This is a genomic window from Bacillus sp. NEAU-242-2 (assembly GCF_027853835.1).
Taxonomy (GTDB): domain Bacteria; phylum Bacillota; class Bacilli; order Bacillales; family Bacillaceae; genus Bacillus; species Bacillus velezensis.
The window spans coordinates 688,221-710,046 of sequence record NZ_JAPNNY010000001.1 but is presented as its reverse complement, the minus strand read 5'-3'; the positions used below and the strand labels follow the sequence as shown (position 1 = coordinate 710,046).

At 47.9% G+C, this 21,826-nt stretch carries 22 protein-coding genes, 1 pseudogene, 2 riboswitches and 1 other annotated feature; of the genes and pseudogenes, 16 read left to right on the top strand and 7 right to left on the bottom strand.

Translation table 11 applies throughout. The annotated features are described in order from the left end of the window. Positions 1-17 precede the first annotated feature (17 nt). From OWN49_RS02795 to OWN49_RS02785, 3 genes are read left to right on the top strand one after another with little or no spacing between them, the layout of a single operon-like run. The gene (locus OWN49_RS02795) at positions 18-1,085 is read left to right on the top strand and encodes a dipeptide epimerase (protein WP_217365440.1); all 1,068 of its coding nucleotides are present in this window, start codon (positions 18-20) and stop codon (positions 1,083-1,085) included. Beyond that, positions 1,082-1,981 (top strand): C40 family peptidase, encoded by a 900-nt coding sequence (locus tag OWN49_RS02790; protein WP_146283598.1) that lies wholly within the window; start codon positions 1,082-1,084, stop codon positions 1,979-1,981. The genes OWN49_RS02795 and OWN49_RS02790 overlap by 4 nt, the downstream gene beginning before the upstream one ends. A 3-nt stretch (positions 1,982-1,984) precedes the next feature. Beyond that, positions 1,985-2,956, top strand: coding sequence for an ABC transporter ATP-binding protein (locus OWN49_RS02785; RefSeq protein WP_071391950.1), 972 nt, complete (start codon positions 1,985-1,987; stop codon positions 2,954-2,956). A 26-nt stretch (positions 2,957-2,982) separates the two neighbouring features. Here OWN49_RS02785 and OWN49_RS02780 read toward each other — a convergent pair whose 3' ends face one another. Continuing rightward, on the bottom strand, positions 2,983-4,032 hold the full coding sequence (locus OWN49_RS02780) for a lactonase family protein (protein WP_024085204.1): 1,050 nt from the start codon (positions 4,030-4,032) through the stop codon (positions 2,983-2,985). Between the two features lie 70 nt (positions 4,033-4,102). Next, complete coding sequence (locus OWN49_RS02775) at positions 4,103-4,963, bottom strand: dimethylarginine dimethylaminohydrolase family protein (RefSeq protein WP_094247011.1); 861 nt, start codon at positions 4,961-4,963, stop codon at positions 4,103-4,105. Positions 4,964-5,151: 188 nt separating this feature from the next. Between OWN49_RS02775 and OWN49_RS02770 the strand changes: the two genes are divergently transcribed. The 8 genes from OWN49_RS02770 (at position 5,152) to OWN49_RS02735 (ending at position 11,396) form a co-directional block, all read left to right on the top strand. Then, positions 5,152-5,670: an acyl-CoA thioesterase gene (locus tag OWN49_RS02770; protein ID WP_017417623.1), complete on the top strand. Its 519-nt coding sequence runs from the start codon at positions 5,152-5,154 to the stop codon at positions 5,668-5,670. A 99-nt stretch (positions 5,671-5,769) separates the two neighbouring features. Then, the gene (locus OWN49_RS02765; protein ID WP_165408956.1) at positions 5,770-6,315 is read left to right on the top strand and encodes a GNAT family N-acetyltransferase; all 546 of its coding nucleotides are present in this window, start codon (positions 5,770-5,772) and stop codon (positions 6,313-6,315) included. Between the two features lie 12 nt (positions 6,316-6,327). Continuing rightward, a riboswitch (guanidine-I (ykkC/yxkD leader) is annotated at positions 6,328-6,436 on the top strand. A gap of 66 nt (positions 6,437-6,502) precedes the next feature. Beyond that, the gene (locus OWN49_RS02760) at positions 6,503-6,841 is read left to right on the top strand and encodes a DMT family transporter (RefSeq protein ID WP_071391946.1); all 339 of its coding nucleotides are present in this window, start codon (positions 6,503-6,505) and stop codon (positions 6,839-6,841) included. Next, positions 6,841-7,155: a DMT family transporter gene (locus tag OWN49_RS02755; RefSeq protein WP_003154765.1), complete on the top strand. Its 315-nt coding sequence runs from the start codon at positions 6,841-6,843 to the stop codon at positions 7,153-7,155. The genes OWN49_RS02760 and OWN49_RS02755 overlap by 1 nt, the downstream gene beginning before the upstream one ends. 73 nt (positions 7,156-7,228) lie before the next feature. Continuing rightward, positions 7,229-8,131: a formyltetrahydrofolate deformylase gene (gene purU / locus OWN49_RS02750; RefSeq protein ID WP_176283284.1), complete on the top strand. Its 903-nt coding sequence runs from the start codon at positions 7,229-7,231 to the stop codon at positions 8,129-8,131. Positions 8,132-8,217: 86 nt separating this feature from the next. Beyond that, positions 8,218-8,430 (top strand) — a binding site (T-box leader). Between the two features lie 70 nt (positions 8,431-8,500). Further along, positions 8,501-9,613, top strand: coding sequence for a glutamate 5-kinase (gene proB, locus OWN49_RS02745; protein ID WP_044053138.1), 1,113 nt, complete (start codon positions 8,501-8,503; stop codon positions 9,611-9,613). Then, positions 9,610-10,857 (top strand): glutamate-5-semialdehyde dehydrogenase, encoded by a 1,248-nt coding sequence (gene proA, locus OWN49_RS02740; RefSeq protein ID WP_077722110.1) that lies wholly within the window; start codon positions 9,610-9,612, stop codon positions 10,855-10,857. Before proB ends, proA begins: the two co-directional genes overlap by 4 nt. 113 nt (positions 10,858-10,970) lie before the next feature. Then, positions 10,971-11,396: an organic hydroperoxide resistance protein gene (locus tag OWN49_RS02735; protein ID WP_014304876.1), complete on the top strand. Its 426-nt coding sequence runs from the start codon at positions 10,971-10,973 to the stop codon at positions 11,394-11,396. 27 nt (positions 11,397-11,423) lie between these two features. Here OWN49_RS02735 and OWN49_RS02730 read toward each other — a convergent pair whose 3' ends face one another. Further along, a complete protein-coding gene (locus OWN49_RS02730; protein WP_077722111.1) occupies positions 11,424-11,870 on the bottom strand; it encodes a MarR family winged helix-turn-helix transcriptional regulator in 447 nt (148 codons plus the stop codon). A gap of 137 nt (positions 11,871-12,007) precedes the next feature. On the opposite strand from OWN49_RS02730, the gene OWN49_RS02725 reads away from it, so the two are divergent. From OWN49_RS02725 to OWN49_RS02710, 4 genes are all read left to right on the top strand, one after another. Continuing rightward, positions 12,008-12,418 carry an organic hydroperoxide resistance protein gene (locus OWN49_RS02725; RefSeq protein WP_003154758.1) on the top strand — a complete coding sequence of 137 codons (411 nt, stop codon included), beginning with the start codon at positions 12,008-12,010 and terminating at the stop codon, positions 12,416-12,418. Positions 12,419-12,558: 140 nt separating this feature from the next. Next, entirely contained in the window at positions 12,559-13,143 is a 585-nt protein-coding gene (locus OWN49_RS02720; protein WP_214124455.1) for a hypothetical protein, read from the top strand. A gap of 19 nt (positions 13,144-13,162) precedes the next feature. Then, a complete protein-coding gene (locus tag OWN49_RS02715; protein ID WP_077722112.1) occupies positions 13,163-13,627 on the top strand; it encodes a hypothetical protein in 465 nt (154 codons plus the stop codon). A 4-nt stretch (positions 13,628-13,631) separates the two neighbouring features. Then, positions 13,632-14,759 (top strand): glycosyltransferase, encoded by a 1,128-nt coding sequence (locus OWN49_RS02710; protein ID WP_071391940.1) that lies wholly within the window; start codon positions 13,632-13,634, stop codon positions 14,757-14,759. Positions 14,760-14,780: 21 nt separating this feature from the next. Here OWN49_RS02710 and OWN49_RS02705 read toward each other — a convergent pair whose 3' ends face one another. Further along, the gene (locus tag OWN49_RS02705; RefSeq protein WP_077722114.1) at positions 14,781-15,896 is read right to left on the bottom strand and encodes a BclA C-terminal domain-containing protein; all 1,116 of its coding nucleotides are present in this window, start codon (positions 15,894-15,896) and stop codon (positions 14,781-14,783) included. A 240-nt stretch (positions 15,897-16,136) separates the two neighbouring features. Further along, positions 16,137-17,334: pseudogene (locus OWN49_RS02700) on the bottom strand (MFS transporter). Positions 17,335-17,415: 81 nt separating this feature from the next. Here OWN49_RS02700 and yeiL point away from each other — a divergent pair. Then, the gene (gene yeiL / locus OWN49_RS02695) at positions 17,416-18,087 is read left to right on the top strand and encodes a transcriptional regulator YeiL (RefSeq protein ID WP_176283285.1); all 672 of its coding nucleotides are present in this window, start codon (positions 17,416-17,418) and stop codon (positions 18,085-18,087) included. A 46-nt stretch (positions 18,088-18,133) separates the two neighbouring features. On the opposite strand, the gene metE is transcribed toward yeiL, so the two are convergent. Both metE and OWN49_RS02685 read right to left on the bottom strand, forming a co-directional pair. Next, positions 18,134-20,422 (bottom strand): 5-methyltetrahydropteroyltriglutamate--homocysteine S-methyltransferase, encoded by a 2,289-nt coding sequence (gene metE, locus OWN49_RS02690; protein ID WP_176283286.1) that lies wholly within the window; start codon positions 20,420-20,422, stop codon positions 18,134-18,136. Between the two features lie 83 nt (positions 20,423-20,505). Then, positions 20,506-20,660: riboswitch (SAM riboswitch) on the bottom strand. A 139-nt stretch (positions 20,661-20,799) separates the two neighbouring features. Further along, positions 20,800-21,759 carry a S8 family peptidase gene (locus OWN49_RS02685; protein ID WP_014304883.1) on the bottom strand — a complete coding sequence of 320 codons (960 nt, stop codon included), beginning with the start codon at positions 21,757-21,759 and terminating at the stop codon, positions 20,800-20,802. Positions 21,760-21,826: the final 67 nt, after the last annotated feature.

Below are 21,826 nucleotides of genomic sequence, written 5' to 3'. Positions count from 1 at the left end.
ATATTCAAACGGGACGGATGTCCGTGCCGCTGAAAAAGCCGTTTAAGACCGCTTTGCGCACGGTTTACAATGCTGAATCGGTCATTGTGAAGCTCACATTTGACAACGGTCTGACCGGCTGGGGCGAGGCGCCGCCGACGGTTGTCATTACAGGCGACAGCACGGACGGTATTGAAAGCGCAGTCCGCGATGTGCTGAAGCCTGCTCTCTTGGGGCGGAGCCTTTCCGGCATGGAAGCTGTTTTGTATGATATCAGCCGGCTGTTGGAAAGAAATCAAAGCGCAAAAGCTGCGGTGGATATGGCTGTATATGACGGATGGGCGCAAATGCACGGACAGCCGCTTTACCGGCTTCTCGGAGGCTATCGGAATACACTGGAAACAGATTTTACCGTCAGCGTCAATTCTCCTGAGGAGATGGCGGGGGATGCAGACCGCTATGTGAACAAGGGATTTCATATTTTAAAGATAAAAGTCGGCATAGGTGACATATCGGACGATGTTGCCCGGATTCAGGCGATCAGATCACGTGTCGGCGGTAACGTCAAACTGAGATTGGACGCCAACCAAGGCTGGACGCCGAAAGAAGCCGTGACTGCGATCCGAAAGATGGAAGACGCCGGCCTCGGCATTGAGCTGGTCGAGCAGCCTGTTCATAAAGACGATATCGCCGGGCTGAAGCAGGTCACCGATGCCGTAGACACGCCGATTATGGCGGATGAGAGCGTCTTTACCCCCCGTCAGGCCTTTTGCGTGCTGCAGACGAGAAGCGCCGATTTAATCAATATTAAGCTGATGAAAGCGGGCGGCATAAAGCAGGCGGAAACAATCAATGCCATGGCCGAAACATGCGGCGTGGAATGCATGGTCGGCAGCATGATTGAGACCAAGCTCGGCATCACCGCCGCGGCTCATTTTGCCGCGGGCAAACGGAATGTGACAAGGTTTGATTTTGATGCGCCGCTTATGCTGAAAGATGATTTGATTAAAGGCGGCATCACATACAGCGGCAGTCAGATTACGATTCCCGATGAACCGGGTCTCGGCATTATCGGTGTGTCGATACAAGAGGAGGCGAAAAGATGAGAGCAGCCGTTACAGCGGCGGCAGCCAACGTATGGACGCTGCCGTCATCTCCCCGTTCGTATGATGCGCCGATGCTTGAAAACCCGCCGCAGATCAGAAAATGGTTAGCGTCTATGGGATATGAAGAGCGGCTGCAATTATGTACAGACAACCTTGTCCAAACGCAAGCGCTTTTCGGGGAAGAGGTGATCATTCTCAAAGAGGAAGGGGAATGGGCTTTTGTTGCCGTTCCCGGCCAGCCTTCAAACAAGGATGCGCGCGGATATCCGGGCTGGATGAAAAAAAGCCAGCTTTCAAAAGACGGCTTTTATACATCTTCCCCCGCCGTATGGATTACCAAACCGACAGCTTTTTTATATCACACAAACGGCGAACCGGACTTGGAAGTAAGTTTCTTAACGCGTCTTCCGGCATCAGGACGTGAGAACGGCTTTTTTCGGGTTGTGACGCCTCTCGGAGAACGGTTCGTAAATGAAGCTGACGCAGACGAGTACCGGCATACGGAAGGACGGGTAGCCGATGTCATCGAAACGGGCATGATGTTTCTCGGGCTTCCGTATTTATGGGGAGGACTGAGCGGTTTCGGGTTTGACTGTTCCGGGTTTATGTATTCGATATTTAAAGCAAACGGCTATACCCTTCCCCGTGATGCAAAGGACCAAGCAAAAGCCGGGTGCGGCGCGGCGGTAAACGATATCCGGCCGGCTGACCTTTTGTTTTTCGCCTATGAAGAAGGAAAAGGCGCGATCCACCATGTCGGTTTGGCGCTGGGAGACGGCCGAATGCTGCACTCCCCGAAAACGGGAAAAACAATCGAAGTGCTGTCTTTGGAAGGAACGATCTATGAAAAAGAATTATGCACCGTACGCCGCTGTATAAGCGAAAAGGGGGAATAGAAAATGACGGCATCTCCGCTCCTTGAAGTCAGCGGGCTGAAAATGCATTTTGACGCAGGAAGAAAGAAAGCCGTAAAAGCAGTCGACGGTGTCAGTTTTCACATTAAAAGAGGGGAAACATTCGGACTTGTCGGAGAATCGGGATGCGGTAAATCGACGCTCGGAAGAGTTATTCTCCGTCTGTATGACCCGACGGCCGGTTCGGTATCATATGAAGGGACGGATATACACCGTGCCGCGGCAGAACAGCGGTCGGTCTTCTTCCGCAAGCTGCAGATGATTTTCCAAGACCCTTACGCCTCGTTAAATCCGCGCCTGACCGTAAGGGAAATTATTTTAGAGCCGATGGAAATCCACAATCTTTACAATACAAGAAAAGCCCGTCTGATGATGGCGGATGAACTGCTTGAAGCTGTCGGGCTCCACCCGGATTTCGGCAGCCGGTATCCCCACGAATTCAGCGGCGGACAGAGGCAGAGAATCGGAATTGCCAGAGCGCTCTCTCTGCATCCTGAATTTATCGTGGCGGATGAGCCGATTTCCGCGCTGGATGTGTCGGTACAGGCTCAGGTCGTCAACCTTTTAAAAAGGCTTCAGAAAGAGAAAGGGCTGACATTTTTATTTATCGCCCACGATTTATCAATGGTCAAGCATATCAGCGACCGGATCGGCGTGATGTATTTGGGCCGCATGATGGAAATTACAGAAAGCGCTGCGCTTTACCGGGAACCGCTTCACCCTTATACGAAGGCCCTTTTATCCTCAATCCCGATTCCTGATCCGCTTCTTGAGGACAAGCGTGAACGGATTATTCTGAAAGGGGAGCTGCCGAGCCCCCTTAACCCGCCGAGCGGCTGTGTATTCAGGACGCGGTGTCCTGAAGCGATGGAGCTCTGCGGTAAGATAACGCCTGAGCTTGAAGAAGTGAAGGCGGGGCGTTTTGTCGCCTGCCATTTATACAAAAAAGAAAGCTGACAATATAATGTCAGCTTTCTTTTTGATTAAACCTGATGCAGAAATGACACGCAGACCGGATACGGAACCGGAATGTCAGATTGAAGCAGAGTCAATTTGCCTGTTTCCGGATCGCGTTCAAACAAAACCAGATTTCCCGTTTCTTCGTTTGACGCGACAAGGAATGTCTCGGAAGGGTCAAACGCGAAATCACGCGGCCAGTTGCCTTCTGTCGGCACCCATTCAATAAGAGACAATTCACCGGAATATTGGTTGATCTTAAAGATGGCGATGCTGTCATGTCCGCGGTTGGCGGCATAAAGAAATCTGCCGTCTTTAGATATGCGGATTGCGCTGCCTTGCGATTTGTCCGTAAAGCCTTCAGGCAAAGCGGAAATGACCTGCAGCTCTCTGAATTCACCTAAGGTCGGGTTGTATTCAAGCGCGATGACTTCATTGCTGATTTCCGTCATGACATAGGCGTATTTTTCCGCCGGATGGAAAACGATGTGGCGCGGCCCTGAACCCGGTGCGAAAGAATGAGTTTTCACCTCTGTGAGCGAACCGTTTTTCATTTGGTACGTATACAGCGTATCCGTCCCTAAATCGACGGCTGCAATGTAGTTATGCTCAGGTGTATAGCCTGCGAAATGGGTATGCGGTTTCTCTTGTCTTTCATGAGGACCTGTTCCCGTATGAGCGGCTTCGGCAGCCGGCTCCTGCAGACTTCCGTCCTCATTGACGGGAAAGGCGTGCACTTTTCCGCTGTGGTAATTAGCGGTTAACACATATTCATGTTTATCATCAATGCTGACGTGGCATGGAGACGGGCCTTCAATCAGCTGGTGGTTTACAAACGTTAATTCCCCGCTGTTCTGATGAATCTGATAGGCTGCGACGCCGCCTTTTCCGTCTGCCTTTTCAATGGAATACAGCATGCTGTTATCAGAATTCGGAGTGACGTATGTCGGGTTGCCGAGCTTTGCTGCCAGCTTCGGCCGGCTGAGCCTCTTCGCTTCTGTATCAAGTTCAAAACAATAAATGCCTTCGCTTCCGCCTTTTGTATATGTTCCCGCGTATCCTATGTACTTAGCCATTCGGTTTCCCCCTTTAGAGTCTTGTCTTCTCTATATTAACGTATCTTGAAGGAAACTGCCTTGTAAATGTTTAAGATGTTCTGACAAGCGGCAAGGTGCAGCAGCGGAAGGAACCGCCTGACTTAATAATTTCGGAAAACTCGGTTTCAATGACTGTATAACCTCTTTTTCTGAGCTCGCGGTTCGTATGGCGGTGCTGCGGCAGGCTGATAATTGTCTGATTCCCGATGGACAGGATATTCGGGCCGAGCGTGAATTGCTCTTCTTCAGGAACTTCTATCATCTCAAAACGTTCGGCGAGAAGATCAATTTCTTTCTGCCGCAAGCCATTTTTGCAGTATAGCGCTTCCGTTTCCGAGATCATATTAAATACACAGTCCAAATGTAAGAAATCCTCCTTGAGAGGGATCGGCACAACAGTCATCTCCGGCAGCGCCTCCCGCAGCTCCCGGACAGCCGCTTTATCCGTGCGCTTGCTCAGCCCGGCGTAAACGGTGCCGTCTGCGATCAAGATGTCGCCGCCTTCAATGTTCGCTTTTTTCAGTTGCGTATAAGGGATTTTCTTATCGTCAAGCAGGTCTTGAAACACTTTTTCTTCTCCCTGCCGGACTGAAGCCGCCATGTTTGAAATAAACGCCGTCTCGCCTAAGACAAATCCGATATCCCGGGTGAATACCTGCTCAGGCAATGCGGGATCGGCAGGCAGCAGGACGACTTCAATCTGATGAGATCTTAAAATGTCAATAAACTCACTATGCTGTTTGAGGGCAACGGGTATGTTAATATTTTCTTGTTGGAAATGTTTCTGCGTTCCGTTAATAATATCCTTGATGGTCATGTGTTCCGGCCGGCATAAGATGACTGTCTGCAAAGCATCAAACTCACTGCGGCAAGCCGGTTTCCGCGTGGATTTGGGAATGGATACGTCCATGTGATATCCTCCTATCGGTATTCAATGTGCGTTTATTATTCCCGGATGTGATGAATAATGAAACATTTCTGATAGAATATCTAACCAACTTAATATTTAAAATTTTAGACAAAACGAGCAAAGTATTGTTTAATAGGGTACAGATGAAATGTCAAAACGACCAGACACCAAAGGGGAGTTTAAATAATATGAAGTTGCCAGAATCAAGATTTTGCAAAGAAACAAGGGTTGTCAAGACAAGCAGGGTTTTTCCGCTTGATACGAATAATCACAATACGCTGTTTGGCGGAAAGCTGATGAGCTATATTGATGATATCGCTTCAATTTCCGCGGCCCGCCACTGCCGGTGTGAAACAGTCACGGCCTCAATGGATTCTGTAGATTTTTTGCGCCCGATCGGCCAACAGGATTCCGTATGCCTTGAATCCTACGTCACATGGGTCGGCACATCCTCTATGGAGGTGTTTGTCAAAGTCATTAAAGAACACCTGATGACGGGTGAACGCGAGCTTGCGGCAACGTCGTTTCTGACATTCGTCGCGCTCGATTCAAATGGGAAATCGGTGCGCGTTCCGCGAATCGTGCCGGAAACCGAGGAAGAAATCATGCTTCACAATACGGCCGTACAGCGCGCCGGAGAACGAAAAAACCGCTTAAAACACAGCAAGGCCCTGGCCGAGGCGCTCGGAACAGATAAGCCTTGGTAATCGTCAAACCGCTTTTTTGAAAAGCGGTTTTTTTATGCTGAAAAAGGACTTTTCCTGCCGGATCCATAATCTATTACAGGGAAAGGAGACGTGGCGTGCATGATGAAACATAAGTCTTCCGGCACCATCCTGACAACCGGGCGTATCCGTCTGCGGACTATGCGGGATGACGATGAAGACAATTTGTACGGGCTGTTTACCGACAGAGAGGTCATGAAATATTATCCTTCTCTTAAAAGCAGACGGGAAACGAAGGAATGGATTGCCTGGAACAAACGATTGGCCGCAGGATACGGCGTCAGTCTTTGGATCGCAGAGGATAAAGAGACGGGCGCATTTCTCGGTCAATGCGGAATCGTTCCGCAGACGATAAGCGGAAACACTTTGATGGAAATCGGCTATATGTTTGCCCGCCGCCGCTGGGGCTGCGGCTATGCGACAGAGGCGGCGAACGCCTGTCTGGACTACGGTTTTCATACGCAGCAATACGGACGCATAGCGGCGCTGATTGATCCGGAAAACGCTGCCTCCGTCCGCGTCGCTGAAAAAATCGGCATGGTGCCCGGTGAGACCGTTACCAAATGGGGGAGGCGGCTGACGGTATTTGACATCACATCTGACGTTGAACGTTTCGACGAAATGTAGTATGATACGAACAGACATGTTTTCTAGGGTTCCGCATGTTCATACATGGCCTGGTCCGAGAGAAAACACATATGCGGACATATCCCGCATATGCACACGGAGGGAAAAAAGCCCGGGAGAGTCAATCTCATGTGAGACGACTATTCCGGGCTTTTTGTATTGTCCGGAAACAGAAAGGATGAAGAACATGAAATGGGGTTTAGTGGTTATAGCGGCCGTATTTGAAGTGGTATGGGTCACCGGCCTGAAACATGCTGATTCAGCACTGACGTGGAGCGGTACGATTACGGGAATCATCATCAGTTTTTATCTATTAATCAAGGCGACGGACAGCCTGCCCGTAGGAACGGTATATGCGGTCTTTACCGGACTCGGGACAGCGGGCACCGTGCTCAGTGAAATCCTGCTTTTCAAAGAACAGGCCGATCCGGTGAAAATCGTGCTGATCGGCGTTTTGCTGATCGGTGTCATCGGATTAAAGCTGGTCACACAGGATAAGCCTGAGACGAAGGAGGAGAAGGCGTAATGCATTGGATCAGCCTGATAGCCGCGGGTCTTTGTGAAATGCTCGGGGTCATTTTAATGAATCAATTTCAAAAAGAAAAGAAAGTCAAGTGGATTCTCTTCATAATCGTCGGATTTGCGGCTTCTTTTTCCCTGCTTTCTTATGCGATGGAGACGATTGCGATGGGCACGGCCTATGCGATCTGGACCGGTATCGGCACGGCGGGCGGCGCACTAGCCGGCATTCTTTTCTACGGCGAGCAGAAGGATGCGAAGCGCATCTTTTTCATTGCGCTTATTTTGTGCGCAGCCGTAGGGCTGAAAATTCTTTCGTAAATTGATTTTTATCAAATTTTCAGTATAATCTATAATAAGTTACGAATTATGAAGATACGAGGGATTAAAACAGATGAATTCATATATGACACAGCGGCTGAAAGAATACCGCCGCGGGAATGAGGAAAAAGGGCGCCTGCTTGTCAGCTGCCCCGATCAGCCGGGAATTGTATCGGCTGTGTCCGCGTTTTTGTTTGAACACGGCGCGAATATTATTGAATCAAATCAATATACGACTGACCCTGAAGGCGGACGTTTTTTTCTCAGGATCGAATTCGACTGCAAGGGCATTCGTGAGAAAAAAGAGGATTTAAAGCAGGCGTTCGCCTCAATCGCCCAGACATTCAACATGACATGGAGCCTCTCTCTGGCAAGTGAGCTGAAGCGAGTGGCGATCTTTGTATCCAAAGAGCTGCACTGCCTTCATGAACTCATTTGGGAATGGCAAAGCGGCAATATGATGGCCGAAATTGCGGTCGTCATCAGCAACCATGAAGAGGCGAAAGAAGTGGTCGAGCCGCTGAATATTCCGTTCCATTACATGAAAGCTAACAAAGACATCCGCGCCGAAGTTGAGCGGCGCCAGCTTGAACTGCTGGAGCAGTATAAGATTGATGTGATCGTTCTTGCCCGCTACATGCAGATTTTGACGTCTGATTTTGTATCTGCCCATCCGAATCGGATTATTAACATCCACCATTCATTCCTGCCGGCCTTTATCGGCGCTAATCCGTATAAACGGGCTTATGAGCGCGGAGTGAAATTAATCGGCGCGACCTCTCACTATGTGACGGACGATCTTGACGAAGGGCCGATTATTGAACAGGATATTGAACGCGTCGATCACAGAGATCACGCAGAGGATCTGAAGAATATCGGCAGAACGATTGAGCGGAGCGTGTTGGCAAGAGCCGTAAAATGGCATCTGGAAGACCGCGTCATCGTTCACGGAAACAAAACGATCGTATTTAATTAATGACGGTCCGCCGGGGAGGCGGGCTGTTTTTTATGGATGAAAATGTCTTGACAAGAACCTGTTTTCTTTGCATAATATAAAAAAATCATTGAGCGTTGAAGAGGATCAGTACGCAGAACTTTCTGTGACAGAGAGCAAAATGGCCCGCTGAAACATTTTGCCGCATGAAACCTGCCGAACCTGCCTTGGAGTCCTGAGGGGAAAACTCAGGCGCGATACCTGGCGTTACAGGAAAGCGGGACGCGTGAAAAACGCGTTCAAACAAGGTGGTACCACGGAAAGCCCATTTCGTCCTTATTTTTCAGGACGGAATGGGCTTTTTTTTATTGACGAGAGCCGGTTTGGATTTATTGCCACGGAGGAGAAACGATGAAAAAACAAAGAATTGTTGTGAAAATCGGGAGCAGCTCGCTCACCAACAGTAACGGAAGTATTGATGAAGCAAAAATCAAGGAACATACGGAAGCCATTTCTTTATTAAAAGAAAACGGGCATGAAGTGATCCTCATTACCTCAGGCGCGGTAGCAGCGGGTTTTTCCGCTCTCGGCTATCCGTCGCGACCCGTTACGATAAAAGGAAAACAGGCAGCTGCCGCAGTCGGCCAGACGCTTTTAATGCAGCAATATATGGACCATTTAAAAAGATACGGTCTGACGCCGGCACAAATTTTATTAACAAGAAATGATTTCTCAAAAAGAGAGCGGTACAGAAATGCCTATGCCACCGTAATGGAACTGTTGGAGCGCGGCGTCGTGCCGATTATTAATGAGAATGATTCCACATCAGTCGAAGAGCTGACGTTCGGTGATAACGACATGCTGTCGGCGCTTGTAAGCGGTTTGATTCATGCAGACCAATTAATGATTCTCACAGACATTAACGGGCTGTACGATGCCAACCCGAATGAAAACCCGGACGCAAAGCGGTTTGACTATCTGAATGACATCACACCTGAATTGCTCGGATATGCCGGGTCAGCAGGCTCAAAGGTCGGCACCGGAGGCATGAAGTCAAAACTTCTCGCCGCCCAGACCGCATTGTCGCTCGGGGTGAAGGTGTTTATCGGAACCGGCTCCGGACGTGAAAAACTGATGGTGATTTTAGACGGAAAAGGCGACGGCACTTATATCGGCGATAAAGACCTGTCCTCAGTGAATAATACACGGCAATGGATCATGTTTCATTCTCCGATATCAGGGGAAATTATCATTGATGGGGGAGCGGAGCAGGCGATGATCCATAACGGGTCAAGTCTACTCCCGGCCGGCGTCGCCGATGTCTGCGGCAGTTTTCCGAAAGGAGCCGTAGTGGAAGTCAGAGGGCCCGGCGGCATTATCGGCAAAGGGCAGACGCAGTACTCATCCGATGAAATTTTAGAAGCCAAAGGGAAGCGGAGCGACCAGCTTTCAGGAACGAAGCAGGTGGAAGTGATTCACAGAGATGATTGGGTGAATTTATTTGACGAGGGGGAACACAAATGAGTGAAGTATTGCAAAAAGCGGCTTTGGCAAAAGAAGCGGCTGCCGAAATGGTCATGAAAACGACGGCTGAAAAAAACGAAGCGCTCCAATGTATTGCAGACGGCCTCAGAAATGAACGGCAGCTGATTTTAACAGAGAATCAGAAAGATATTGAAGCAGGACGGAACAGAGGACTGACAGCTGACATTATTGACAGGCTGACGCTTGATGAAAAACGCCTGCTCGATATCGCGGACGCCGTGGAACTGCTAATCGGTCTTGAAGATCCCGTCGGTGAATCATTGGAGACCATTCAAAAAGAGAATGGATTATCTATTGAAAAAATCCGCGTGCCCCTCGGAGTAGTGGGCATGATCTATGAGGCCAGACCGAACGTTACCGTAGACGCGGCCACACTCTGTCTGAAAACCGGAAACGCGGTTGTGCTCAGAGGAAGTTCTTCCGCCATCCACAGCAACATAGCGCTTGTCAGTGTGATGAAGCGCGCACTGGGACTGTCAAAGCTTCCGATTGATGCCGTTCAGCTCATAGAAGATACAAGCAAAGAAACCGCCAAACAGCTCTTTACATTAAATGACGGGCTGGATGTATTGATCCCGCGCGGCGGTAAAAATTTAATTGATCTTGTGGTCAGGGAATCAACCGTACCCGTTTTAGAAACCGGAGCGGGCAATTGCCACGTGTACATAGATGAGTCAGCAGATCCTCAAATGGCAAGCGAGGTCGTCATCAATGCCAAAACACAGCGTCCTTCGGTCTGCAATGCAATTGAATCTCTTTTGATTCATGAAAAATGGGCCGAAGAACACGGGCGAAAGCTGCTGAATCAGCTGACAGAAAAAGGGGTGGAGCTCCGAGGAGACCAGGTGATTTGCGGACTGGAGCCTCAAGCGAAACAAGCAGAAGAAGCCGATTGGGGAGCGGAGTACTTGGCGCCGATTCTCAGTGTGAAAACGGTGCAGGACGTACAGGAGGCGGTCCGCCACATTCAGCAGTACGGCACAAACCATTCAGAAGCCATTCTGACGGAGAACGCCGAGCATGCGGCTTACTTCCAGACCGCCGTGGACGCCGCCGCCGTGTATCATAATGCTTCAACCCGGTTTACGGACGGTTTTGAATTCGGATACGGAGCCGAGATCGGCATCAGCACGCAAAAGCTTCACGCGAGAGGGCCGATGGGGCTTCCGGCGTTAACATCTACAAAAATCATCATCAAAGGAAACGGACAAATCCGGGTATAATCTTTTAAGCTTATCCTTCAAAAAGGGTGAGCTTTTTTTATGCGGAAAGATTGACGGCTTCTATTATATTTTGTAAAATTAAGTTGTGCACAATATAACAGAGGTGAATTTACATGACAAAACCATTATTTACTGCAACCGTTTCAGCCGCAGGCGGACGTGAAGGGAAAGTCACGTCTTCTGACGGGGTGCTGAATCTTGATGTTGCCATGCCGGGAACGCCAAGAGCAAAAAAGCTCGAACAAGCTACAAACCCTGAACAGCTGTTTGCCGCAGGATATTCAGCCTGCTTTGACAGCGCTCTTCAACTCGTAGCAAGAAAAGAGCGTCTGAGTATTGAAACAGAGGTCACTGCGCATGTCAGTCTGCTGAAAGATGAAAGCGACCAAGGATATAAACTCGGTGTTACGCTTGAGGTCAAAGCATCCGGCATTGAGAAACAGGAGCTTGAAGCCCTTATCCAAAAAGCGCACGGTGTCTGCCCGTATTCAAAAGCGACGGCGGGAAATATTGAAGTGAAGCTTCTGGCAGCAGAATAAAAATAAGGATGCCCATTCGGGGCATCCTTATTTTTTGCCGTGCAGCGTTTTCAAAACCTCATAAAGCGACTGTTTTACCTGCTTTAATTCCTCTTTTGACAGTCCCGTCTGTTCCAGCATGGCAATGGGGATATCCGCCGCTGTATTCTGCAAGACCCGTCCTTCATCTGTGAGCCTGATCGTCACGGATCGCTCGTCTTCAGCCGACCGCTTTCTCATGATGATTCCGTGCTGCTCCATCCGTTTCAGCATCGGTGTCAGCGTTCCGGAATCCAAGTGCAAAAGCTCACCCATCCGTTTCACATTCAGTTCTTCGTGCTCCCATAATAAAAGCAGCGTCAAATACTGGGGATAAGTTACGTTGAGCTTATCAAGCAGCGGTTTGTACCGTTTTGTCATTTCCCTTGAGCTTGCGTACAGCAAAAAACAAAGCTGATTCTCCAGTTTCATATGTTCAAAATCTTTTTCTGCCATTACTTCTTTCACCAACTCTTTTTTGTTAACGTTACCCCTATTGTAGCCGAAAAACGGCCCATTTCCTATTGCAATCATGTTTAAAAATATGAGCAGGGGCAATATATACAGTAAGTACAATGAGGAGGCTGATAATAATGGCATTATTTACTTCAAAAGCGACCGCAGTCGGCGGACGAGCAGGACATATTAAATCCGAAGACGGGGTGCTGGATTTTGACATCATCATGCCGAATGCAAAAAAAGACGGAGAAACCGGCACAAACCCTGAACAGCTCTTTGCGGCAGGATATGCCGCCTGCTTCGGGGGAGCGCTTGAGCTCGCCGCCCAAAAACAAAAAATCGACATGACCTCTGAAATTGAAGGACAGGTCAGCCTTTTAAAAGATGAGAGTGACGGAGGTTACAAAATCGGTGTAACGCTCGTCATTGATACAAAAGATCTTGATAAAGAAACGGCGGAGAAACTTGTGCACGCCGCTCACGAGTTCTGTCCGTATTCAAAAGCAACAAGAGGAAATGTAGACGTCAAACTTGAATTGAAATAAAGAAACGAACGAATATCCCGGATTTCATATCCGGGATATTTTATTAACGAAAACATCAGTAATGATCTCTTCTCTCCCGGAATAAGAATACGATATAGCACTTTTGCATAATGACACCAAGAGAAAAGAGGGAGAAATCGATGTCTCTTCCAAACATACCGAACATCACCCCCGACATTACACTCTCCAGATGTGAGACCCTGAACCTCCTTCTTTCATCCGTGGCTATGGAAGAAATCGGACTATCCCATATTCTGCAGGCGGAAGCGGAAAGGATTCAAATGTTTCTCAGCGCTTCCAGCGATCCCTCCTTAGGGGAATTATCATCAATCAATAGAAGCACTGAACGGCTCCTGCGCACCGTCATGAAATCACAACTCCTTTTGCAGACGAAGCTTGAAGACATTATCTACTTACAGGATGCTGAAGCCTGTATAGAACCGGACGATCCAAGTAATCCAAGTGATCCAGGCGATCCTGATGACCCGTGGAATCCGGATGATCCAAGTAATCCGAGTGGTCCGGGTGATCCTGATGACCCGTGGAATCCGGACGACCCAAGTAATCCGAGTGATCCGGGCGATCCTGATGACCCGTGGAATCCGGACGATCCCAGTGATCCGGAAGATCCGTGTGACGACCTGTTTTACGGCCGCATTGGCTGCTGTGAGTGCGGGGATTGTGAGGAATGCGATTGGAAGAAAAAAGGCGGGGAGCGTTCATAAAAAAAGACGGGTGAAGCATATGCCGTATCCAAGCATCTCAAAAGCGAAACAGACATCTTTTGAAGCCTTGCATTGTCTCACGATGGCGCTGTTAAATATATTATCTGTGACCGTGGATAAAAGAAGGGGTTCAAATTACAAAGAAGAAATCAGGCTGTTCTCCGCATTGTGCCGCTGGCAGATGGAAACAGGCGGCCGGCTGTTTTTAATGATCAGCTTGGAAGAAGAACAGAAGCAGATGTATGAGCGGCACTTTCATGAAATGAAGACAGTGACGGAACGAACGAAAAAATTCATTTTTGAAAGCCCGCGCGAATTTCGGGCGCATCCCATTACGAAGCGGGCTGTCAGGCAGCTTCAGGAATGGGATGCAGAATCAACTGCCGAACCTGCCGTCAGATGGGTGCGGCCTGTCATCATAACGATGAACGGCACTCCTGAACGGCCTTGGTTCAATCAACAACTCCAAAATCGGGAAAGGTGAGAAAATGAGCGGAAATGCTGAATGTAAACTGACTCTTTGCATGATTGTGAAAAACGAGGAGAGATACATCTCCCGTTGTTTATCAAGTGTACAAGACATCGCTGATGAGATCGTCATCGCAGACACCGGATCACAAGATAATACAAAAGATATATGCAAAAGCTTTCAGGCAAGAGTGTTTGATTTCGAATGGGAGAATGATTTCGCAAAGGCCAGAAATTACGCCCTGCAGCATGCCGAAGGGGATTGGATTTTAGTGCTTGACGCGGATGAAGAGCTCGATCAGGAGACGGGCCGTTTTTTAACTTCGCTGCTTCATGACGGATTACCGAGCCGGGGACTTTTGAAAATCATCAATTATACGGGGAAGCAGCTCGATGAAAACGAAGCGTTTGAAAGCATGCAGCCGAGGCTGTTCCGCAATCATAAAGGCCTTCTGTATCAAGGCAGAATTCACGAGAATATCTCGGCTCCCAATGAGGAAGAAAACAATGCTTTTTTCACGCTCCCATGTGTGATTCATCACTACGGCTACTTGGAGCAGGAAGAAAAAATCAAGCAAAAACATAAACGGAATATCAGCATATTAAATGAAGAACTTTCAGAGGAAAATCCTGATCCGTGGCTAGTCTATCATTTGGCAAGTGAATGTTACAGAATAAAAGACTATGAAAAAGCATTACATCTTGTCAACGGCTCGATATTTCAATTTTTAAGTGAGAAACGAATGCCTCCGTCTCTTCTGTATTTTCTAAAATATACAATATTGCTTGAGCTCAAGCGATATGAAGAAGCCGAACAAGGGATTGAAAAAGTGCTCAAGCTTTATCCTGATTACAGCAATCTTCATTATTATAAAGGCCTTGTATTATATCATTTGGAAAAGTACAGAGCGGCAATCAAAGCATTTGAAGCCGGAACTCAGGTTGAAGGAGAAAACGCTGATCACTTCATTTTAAAAGGTGCCGGCGATTTCAGAGCTTTTTATTATATGGCGAAATGCCATGCTGCATTAAACCATGATATGACGGCCATCGCTTACGCCAAAAAATCCGTGAAGTTCAATCCGCAATTTAAACCCGCGCAAGAACTTCTGTCTCAATTAAAAAAGGATCAGCGGACAAACGCCTGATCCTTTTTTTTGCATGTTCCATTAAGATAATCGAATAATGTTTAAAGCTGCGCCGGCACTTCCTCCAAGCAATGTGGCCGCACCCAATAATCCGAACAGCTGGAGCTGAATGGTGCTGCCTGCTGTCAAAGTCACAATAAAGGAGTTATTGAAGTTTGCCAAAGACGCGACCGGGGCAATAATCGAACTTGCAGCCGGAGTGCCGTTGATTAAGATGCGCGAACTTACTAGCAGGCCGGCCGTTAAATTAATATGGTAGGAAATATAGTACCGTCCTGCCGGAGCAACGGTGAATACAGTATTTGCGGCATTAGCGGTAATATCCGCTGAGAGGTTTTGTTCATTCGGTAAGGAAATGGCCGTGCCGCCGTTAATAACTGCGACAACACCGCCGCCCGTATTGCTCGCATAGCCGGAAGTGGCTGTCAGACTTGTTCCGGTGCTTCCCGGAGGCCCTGTAATGCCGGTAGCCCCGGTAACACCGGTCGGTCCTGTAACGCCAGTAATTCCAGTTGATCCAGTACCGCCAGTAACCCCGGTAACTCCGGTAGGTCCTGTGGAGCCAGTAGCGCCGGTGCTTCCCGCCGCAGCTAAAAGTGTATAGTCAGCTGAGGTTTCAGGGGTTCCCGACGGGCTGTTTACGTTTGCGACATAAGAGCTGCCGTTATACAAGACAACCTGTCCGGTCGTGTAAGTAGGGGCGGTCAGCGGATTAAAAGCAACAATCCCTTGAAGACCCGCACCGGTGACCCCTGTCGGCCCGATCGGTCCGGTTGGCCCCGTCGCTCCGGCCGGGCCGATTGCTCCCGTCGGCCCCGTGGCACCAGTCGGCCCCGCCAGTGTAGGGATATTTGAGATACTGTCCAATTTTGAACCGAGAAGAAGCTCCTGTTTCATTAAGCTGTCAAGCGTATCCCGGACGCTCTCATTCAGATTAAGAATATCCGCAAGACTTGACGGGGGTCCTGTTAATCCGGGAATCGTTCCGAGCGCGTACTGGATTTTTTCCCCTTCCGCATTCAGAATATGTGCCATTCCCAGCTCTTCCATAGCAATTGACGAAAGAAGAAGGTTAATGGTATCGTCTCTGGAAAGTGTAACGACAGGGGTGATATTGGGCAAATTAGGCTGTGACACAATGTCCCTCCTTATGAGTTGGCTGAAAATCATTTTATTACGAACAAAGTTCCCCCAAATGAGCGTAAGCAGTACTGTATCATTATATTCACTGATTCTGTCCAAGTTTCTGAACGAATTCTCTTCATTACTTTCATCATATATGAAGGAAATACTTTAAATATAGAGAAAATACATCGCACAGCATTCGCAAATCGGTCAAAATGACAGCGGGACATGTGATCGTCTATAAAGCGATGGCTATATATCTTGTGCGTTTCCTGCAAAAACGCTCTTTTTCATTTCAAGTTTTCTGTATAAAAGGGCGAGAAGCATGGACGGTATCGTACAAACAATCATTCCGATAAAGGCATACCGGGGTTCAATTTCATATAAAAAACCTCCGAAAATAGTAAATACCGCAGTGCTCCAGCTGAGAGCAAGCGCTGAATATATGCCTTGGGCTTTCGGGATTTGCGCGGGTGAAATATTTTTAATTAAGTATTTCATAAATGCATAGTGTCCCATCGCGAATGAACAGGCATGCAGCGTCTGCGCAATACAGAAAATGATGACATGCGGAAAGGCAAATACGAGTATCCAGCGTACGGTAGCACCAAGCGCCGCCAGGGCGAGCAAAGAGCCTGCCGTAAATTGATGAAAGTATCGGTCAGCGATTGCAAAGAAGATAATCTCCGCGATAACGGCGATGTTGATGATGATTCCGATGGCATATGCGGGCGCATCGATTTCCTGCAAAAAGAGATAACCGTAATTGTAGTAAGATGCATGTGCCGCCTGCAGTAAGATAACGATTGCGAGCACCAGACCGAAATATTTAATGCGGAATAAGGCAAACATGCCCTCTTTTCTTGCACGGTCTGTTTCCGGCCGTTTTGAAAGAACAGCTGGCGCATGCATAAAGCTTAGGGATGCGAATATCAGGGTGCCCAAAAGCAGTGCCCAAAAGCAGTGCCCATAAAATCGCTTGATCTCCGAATATACCTGTAAAGACGGACAGGATGACGCCGGCTGAAACAAAACCCGCGGATCCCCACTGTCGGCTAGTCCCATAAGCCTTTAATTCGTTATGCTGTACAAGGACGCCGCAAGCGCTGTCTAAAGCAGGCATTAAAGCCGGGTAAAACACATGCAGCACTAATGTGACAAGAAGCAGGCTTTGAAAAGAATCAGCCGGAATATAACATAAAAGTGCGAGAAGCGTCCCGATTCTGGCGCCGTTTAATAAGGCTTTGCTGCTGAATTTTCCTGATAAATAAGGGAAGAAAAATAATGTGGAAATCCCTCTTGCCGCCAGGCCCAGACTCATAATGAAACTGGCTTCGGATACGGAAACCCCTTTTATATGCACCATCCATCCCGTCCAATAGGGCAGAAAAACACCCCATGTCATAAAAAAACTAAAAAAATGCAGACTCATCCAGCGATATGCTTTCATTCCCGTTCCTCCTTTAATTGGCATGTTATCATGTAAGGACATAAAGACAATATGAGATATCTCATATTTTTGGGGTGGACGATGGAAATTTATAAAGGCGAGAAAAAGCGGCATCAGTTAAAAAAACACTCAATCGCGCATTTATTCTCTTTCCCCGCTGAAGAGTTTATGGAAGTGCGCGAATATGAGCGGGACGAATGGATTATTCAAGAGGGCAGGAGACCTGACTTCCTGTTTTACGTGATTGAAGGAAAAGCGAAAATATATGTAACCCACCAAAACGGGAAAGTCTCTTTAATTAATTTTATCAACAAAAATGATTACATCGGAGAGATGGAACTATTACATGAAGGGTATTACACAAAAGGAATTCAAGCCTCAGCGAAGACTGTTTGTTTTGCTCTGCCTATTTACCGCTGCCGCGCGCAATTGCTGCAGGATGCGAAATTCCTGCGTGAGCTGGCTAAGTTTTTAAGTGCTAAGGCAACGCTTATGGCTTCGAAATATTCACAAAGTCTGGCGTTCCCGCTTGAAAACCGGCTTGCTGATTTTATTTTGCAGACGGCTTATAAAGGGGTTTATAAAGAGAAGCACGTAACGGTCTGTGATTATTTGGGTGTATCTTACCGTCATCTCTTGCATGTGCTGACGCAATTCTGCCAAAAAGGGTATTTGCAAAAAGAAGGGCGGGGCTATCAAATGAAGCAGTATGATTCATTGTACGAACTTGCAGAAGCGCTGCATAATAAGTAGCACGCCAGAAAAACAGCCATCCGCAAATTACGGATGGCTGTTTTCATTATACAAGCTGAGCTTGTTTTTTTCGTGCCTGTTTCGCGGCGTCGACCATATTTTTTAATGCCGCAACGGTTTCTTCCTGCTGTCTTGTTTTCAGTCCGCAGTCCGGGTTTACCCAGAAGCGGTCAGTCGGACACACTTCAAGCGCGTCATCAATAATTTGATAGATTTCTTCAGTTGCCGGCACACGCGGGCTGTGAATGTCGTATACACCGAGTCCGAGGCCTTTCACGTAAGGATGTTCTTTCAGGTACTCTAAAAATCCTCCGTGGCTTCTGCTGTGTTCGATTGTAATGACATCCGCGTCAAGATCATTGATCGTATCTACGATATCTTCAAAGTTGCTGTAACACATATGCGTATGAATCTGTGTCTCGTTTCGCACAGAAGATGTCGTTAACCGGAATGCTTCTGCGGCCCAAGTTAAATATTCATCCCAATCCTGCGTTTTTAACGGCAGTCCTTCGCGGAGCGCGGGTTCATCCACTTGGATAATCTGAATACCGGCATCTTCAAGCGCTTTTACTTCTTTTCTGAGGGCAAGCCCGATCTGGAAGGCGATTTCTTTTCTTGAAATATCCACACGCGGGAATGACCAGTTTAAGATGGTGACAGGTCCCGTCAGCATGCCTTTCATGTGTTTTTCAGTCAGCGATTGGGCGTAGACCGTATCTTTTACCGTCATCGGTTCGATAAATTCGACATCTCCGAAAATGACAGGCGGACGTACGCAGCGTGAACCGTAAGACTGCACCCATGCATATTTCGTAAAGGCGAATCCGGCCAGTTTTTCACCGAAGTATTCGACCATGTCCGTCCGCTCAAATTCTCCGTGAACGAGCACGTCTAAGCCGATTTCTTCCTGAATGTCAACCCAGCGCTTCGTTTCCGCATTAATAAAGGCTTGGTACTGTTCATCCGTCCAATCTTTTTTGCGCCATTTTTGCCGTGCGCTCCGCACCTCGGCAGATTGAGGGAAGCTTCCGATTGTCGTCGTCGGCAGAAGAGGAAGACCGAGTGATTCATTTTGCAGCGCCAATCGTTCTTCAAAGCTTGCCGGACGGGAGAAATCTTTTTCCGTCAGCTGATTCAGCTCTTCTTTTTGAGCTGAGTTCGCTCCTGTTGCGAATGCTTTTAAAGCCTTAAGTGCCGCTTTTGATTCTTCGATCTGCTCACTGACGGCCGCTTTTCCGGACAGAAGCCCTTCTTTTAAGACGCCGAGTTCCGCCAGTTTTTCTTTAGCGTATGACAGGCCGTTCAGCAAATCCTTTTCAAGATGCTCGTCAGGGTGTTTCGCCACCGGCACGTGCAGAAGACTGCTTGAAGGCTGAATCCATAACTCCTCAACATCAGCGTGGCTGAGGATATCCAAAGCTGCATCAAGGCGTTCTTCAACATCGATTTTCCAAATGTTCCGGCCGTCGACCACACCGGCTGCCAGCACTTTATCTTTCGGGAAGCCGTGCTTTTTCAATTGCTCAAGGTTTCTGCCTTTATCATGCACGAAATCAAGTCCGATTCCCTGTACGGGATAAGAAACGAGTTCTTCATATGCATCAACTGAATCAAAGTATGTCTGCAGGAGGACATTCAGTCCTGAAAGCTCTTTTGTAATAGATTCATAGAGGTCTTTTGCGGCGCGGACATCTTCAGAAGAAGCTGTCACAAGGGCAGGCTCATCAATCTGAACCCATTTGACGCCTTCTGCTTCAAGCTCTTTCAGCAGCTGCACATAAAGAGGAACAAGGCGTTTTTGAATCGCTTTCGCTTCTGATTCTTCGTATCCTTTCGCAAGCGTGACGAATGTATACGGACCGACGATGACAGGTTTCGTTTCCGCTCCGAATTCTTCTTTGATCCGGCGGTAGTCGTCAAGCTGTTTGTTTCTCGTCAGACGGAATTCAATGCTTTCATCATATTCAGGAACGATGTAATGGTAGTTGGTATTGAACCATTTCGTCATTTCACTGGAAACGGCGTCTTTTACACCGCGGGCAATCGCAAAGTATGTATCAACGGGATCCGTGATGCTGCGGAATCTTTCCGGAATCCAGTTAAAGCTGACGGCGGTATCAAGCACATGATCATAATGAGTGAAATCAGAGACCGGCACGATATCGATATGTTGGTCAAGCTGTGTTTTGACAGCTGATAAGAATAAACCGTCAAGCTTTTTAAGAAACGTTTCTTTATCAGTGTTTCCTTTCCAATAAGCCTCAAGTGCTTTTTTCCATTCTCTGTTCAAGCCGATTCTCGGAAAACCGAGGTTCGAAGTTTTGATTGTTGTCATTAAGTCTCCTCCTTTAAGTGAGATGTAACAAAAAAGCCTCTTTCTCATGAGAGAAAGAGGCTTTAACTTCAAAATGCAAGCCTCTCTTATCTCTCAGATCACGTCTGATGGAATTAGCACCGTGCCTTATGAGACAATCGTCTCGGCGCAAAAATCACGCGCCCCATTTCACAATGGAATTACGGTCGGTTGCTGTTGGGGTCAAAAGGCCAATCCCTCGCCCAACTCTCGATAAGAGAAAGTATTTCAATTTTTTTGAAAAGTTACATCATTTGTTGGTTATCTTATCAGCTTATTCAGATCACTGTCAATAGAAAATCTCACAATTTAAAAATTGGTGATGTGACAAACTGATCAATCATTATACGAGAAAAATATCAGAAAGACAGCAGCTGTGCCTGTTCGGCTCTTTCCATCAGTACTTCAGGCGCGTCTAAATACAGAAATCCGTTCCCGGCCAATGTTTTGGCGATGTCCAAAGGAAGGGTCCGCCGCACGAGCTGGGCGTAGACTTCAGCCTCAGAAAGCGTCCGCTGAAACGCGTCCTGTTCAAGCCCTTTTATTAAGGCAAGCGCTCCGCTCACATGCGGGGCGGCCATTGAAGTGCCCGTCAGCTTCCCGTATTTATGGTTGGGAAGGGTGGAGAGAATATTTTCTCCCGGAGCCACCAGGTCAATCTCTTTATTAGCGTTTGAAAATTCAGACGATTTACGGGCGATTGAGACTGATCCGACTGCGATCACTTCGTTGTAAGCGGCCGGATACGACAGTTCCTCTGTACGCTCGTCTCCGTCGCCTTCGTTTCCTGCCGCGCAAACGACCAGAACACCGCTTTTTACCGCATTTGTGACCGCTTCTTTCAGTTCAGGCACATCGCTTGGCCCGCCGAGTGACATGGAAATAATGTCCGCCTTTTGTTCAACGGCGTAGTTGATGCCGTTAATAATCCATTCGTATTTGCCGCTGCCGTTTTTCCCGCCGAGAACTTTAACGATTAAAAGGCTTGCTTCCGGCGCGACACCCGAAATTCCGCCGTTTGAATCATTGGCTGCAATCGTTCCGGAAACGTGTGTCCCGTGTCCGTTGTAATCGGAAATCACGTCTTCTTTGCCTCCGTCATCATCGGTGAAGTTTTTCCCGCCGACAATCCGGTCTTTCAAATCAGGATGATTGATGTCGCAGCCTGTGTCAAGCACCGCGATTTTAATATCCTTGCCTTTAAACCCTTTTGCCCACAACTCTGGCGCCTTAATCACTTTAATCCCCTCAGGAAGCTCGTTCACATCCATGATCTGTTCATCCGTGACATAAGGAATCAAATGCATTTCACCATTCATAAAAAAGCCCTCCTTTTTTATGCTTGCGAGTGGATACAAGGGTGTTGCTACTATTTTATGGCAGAGC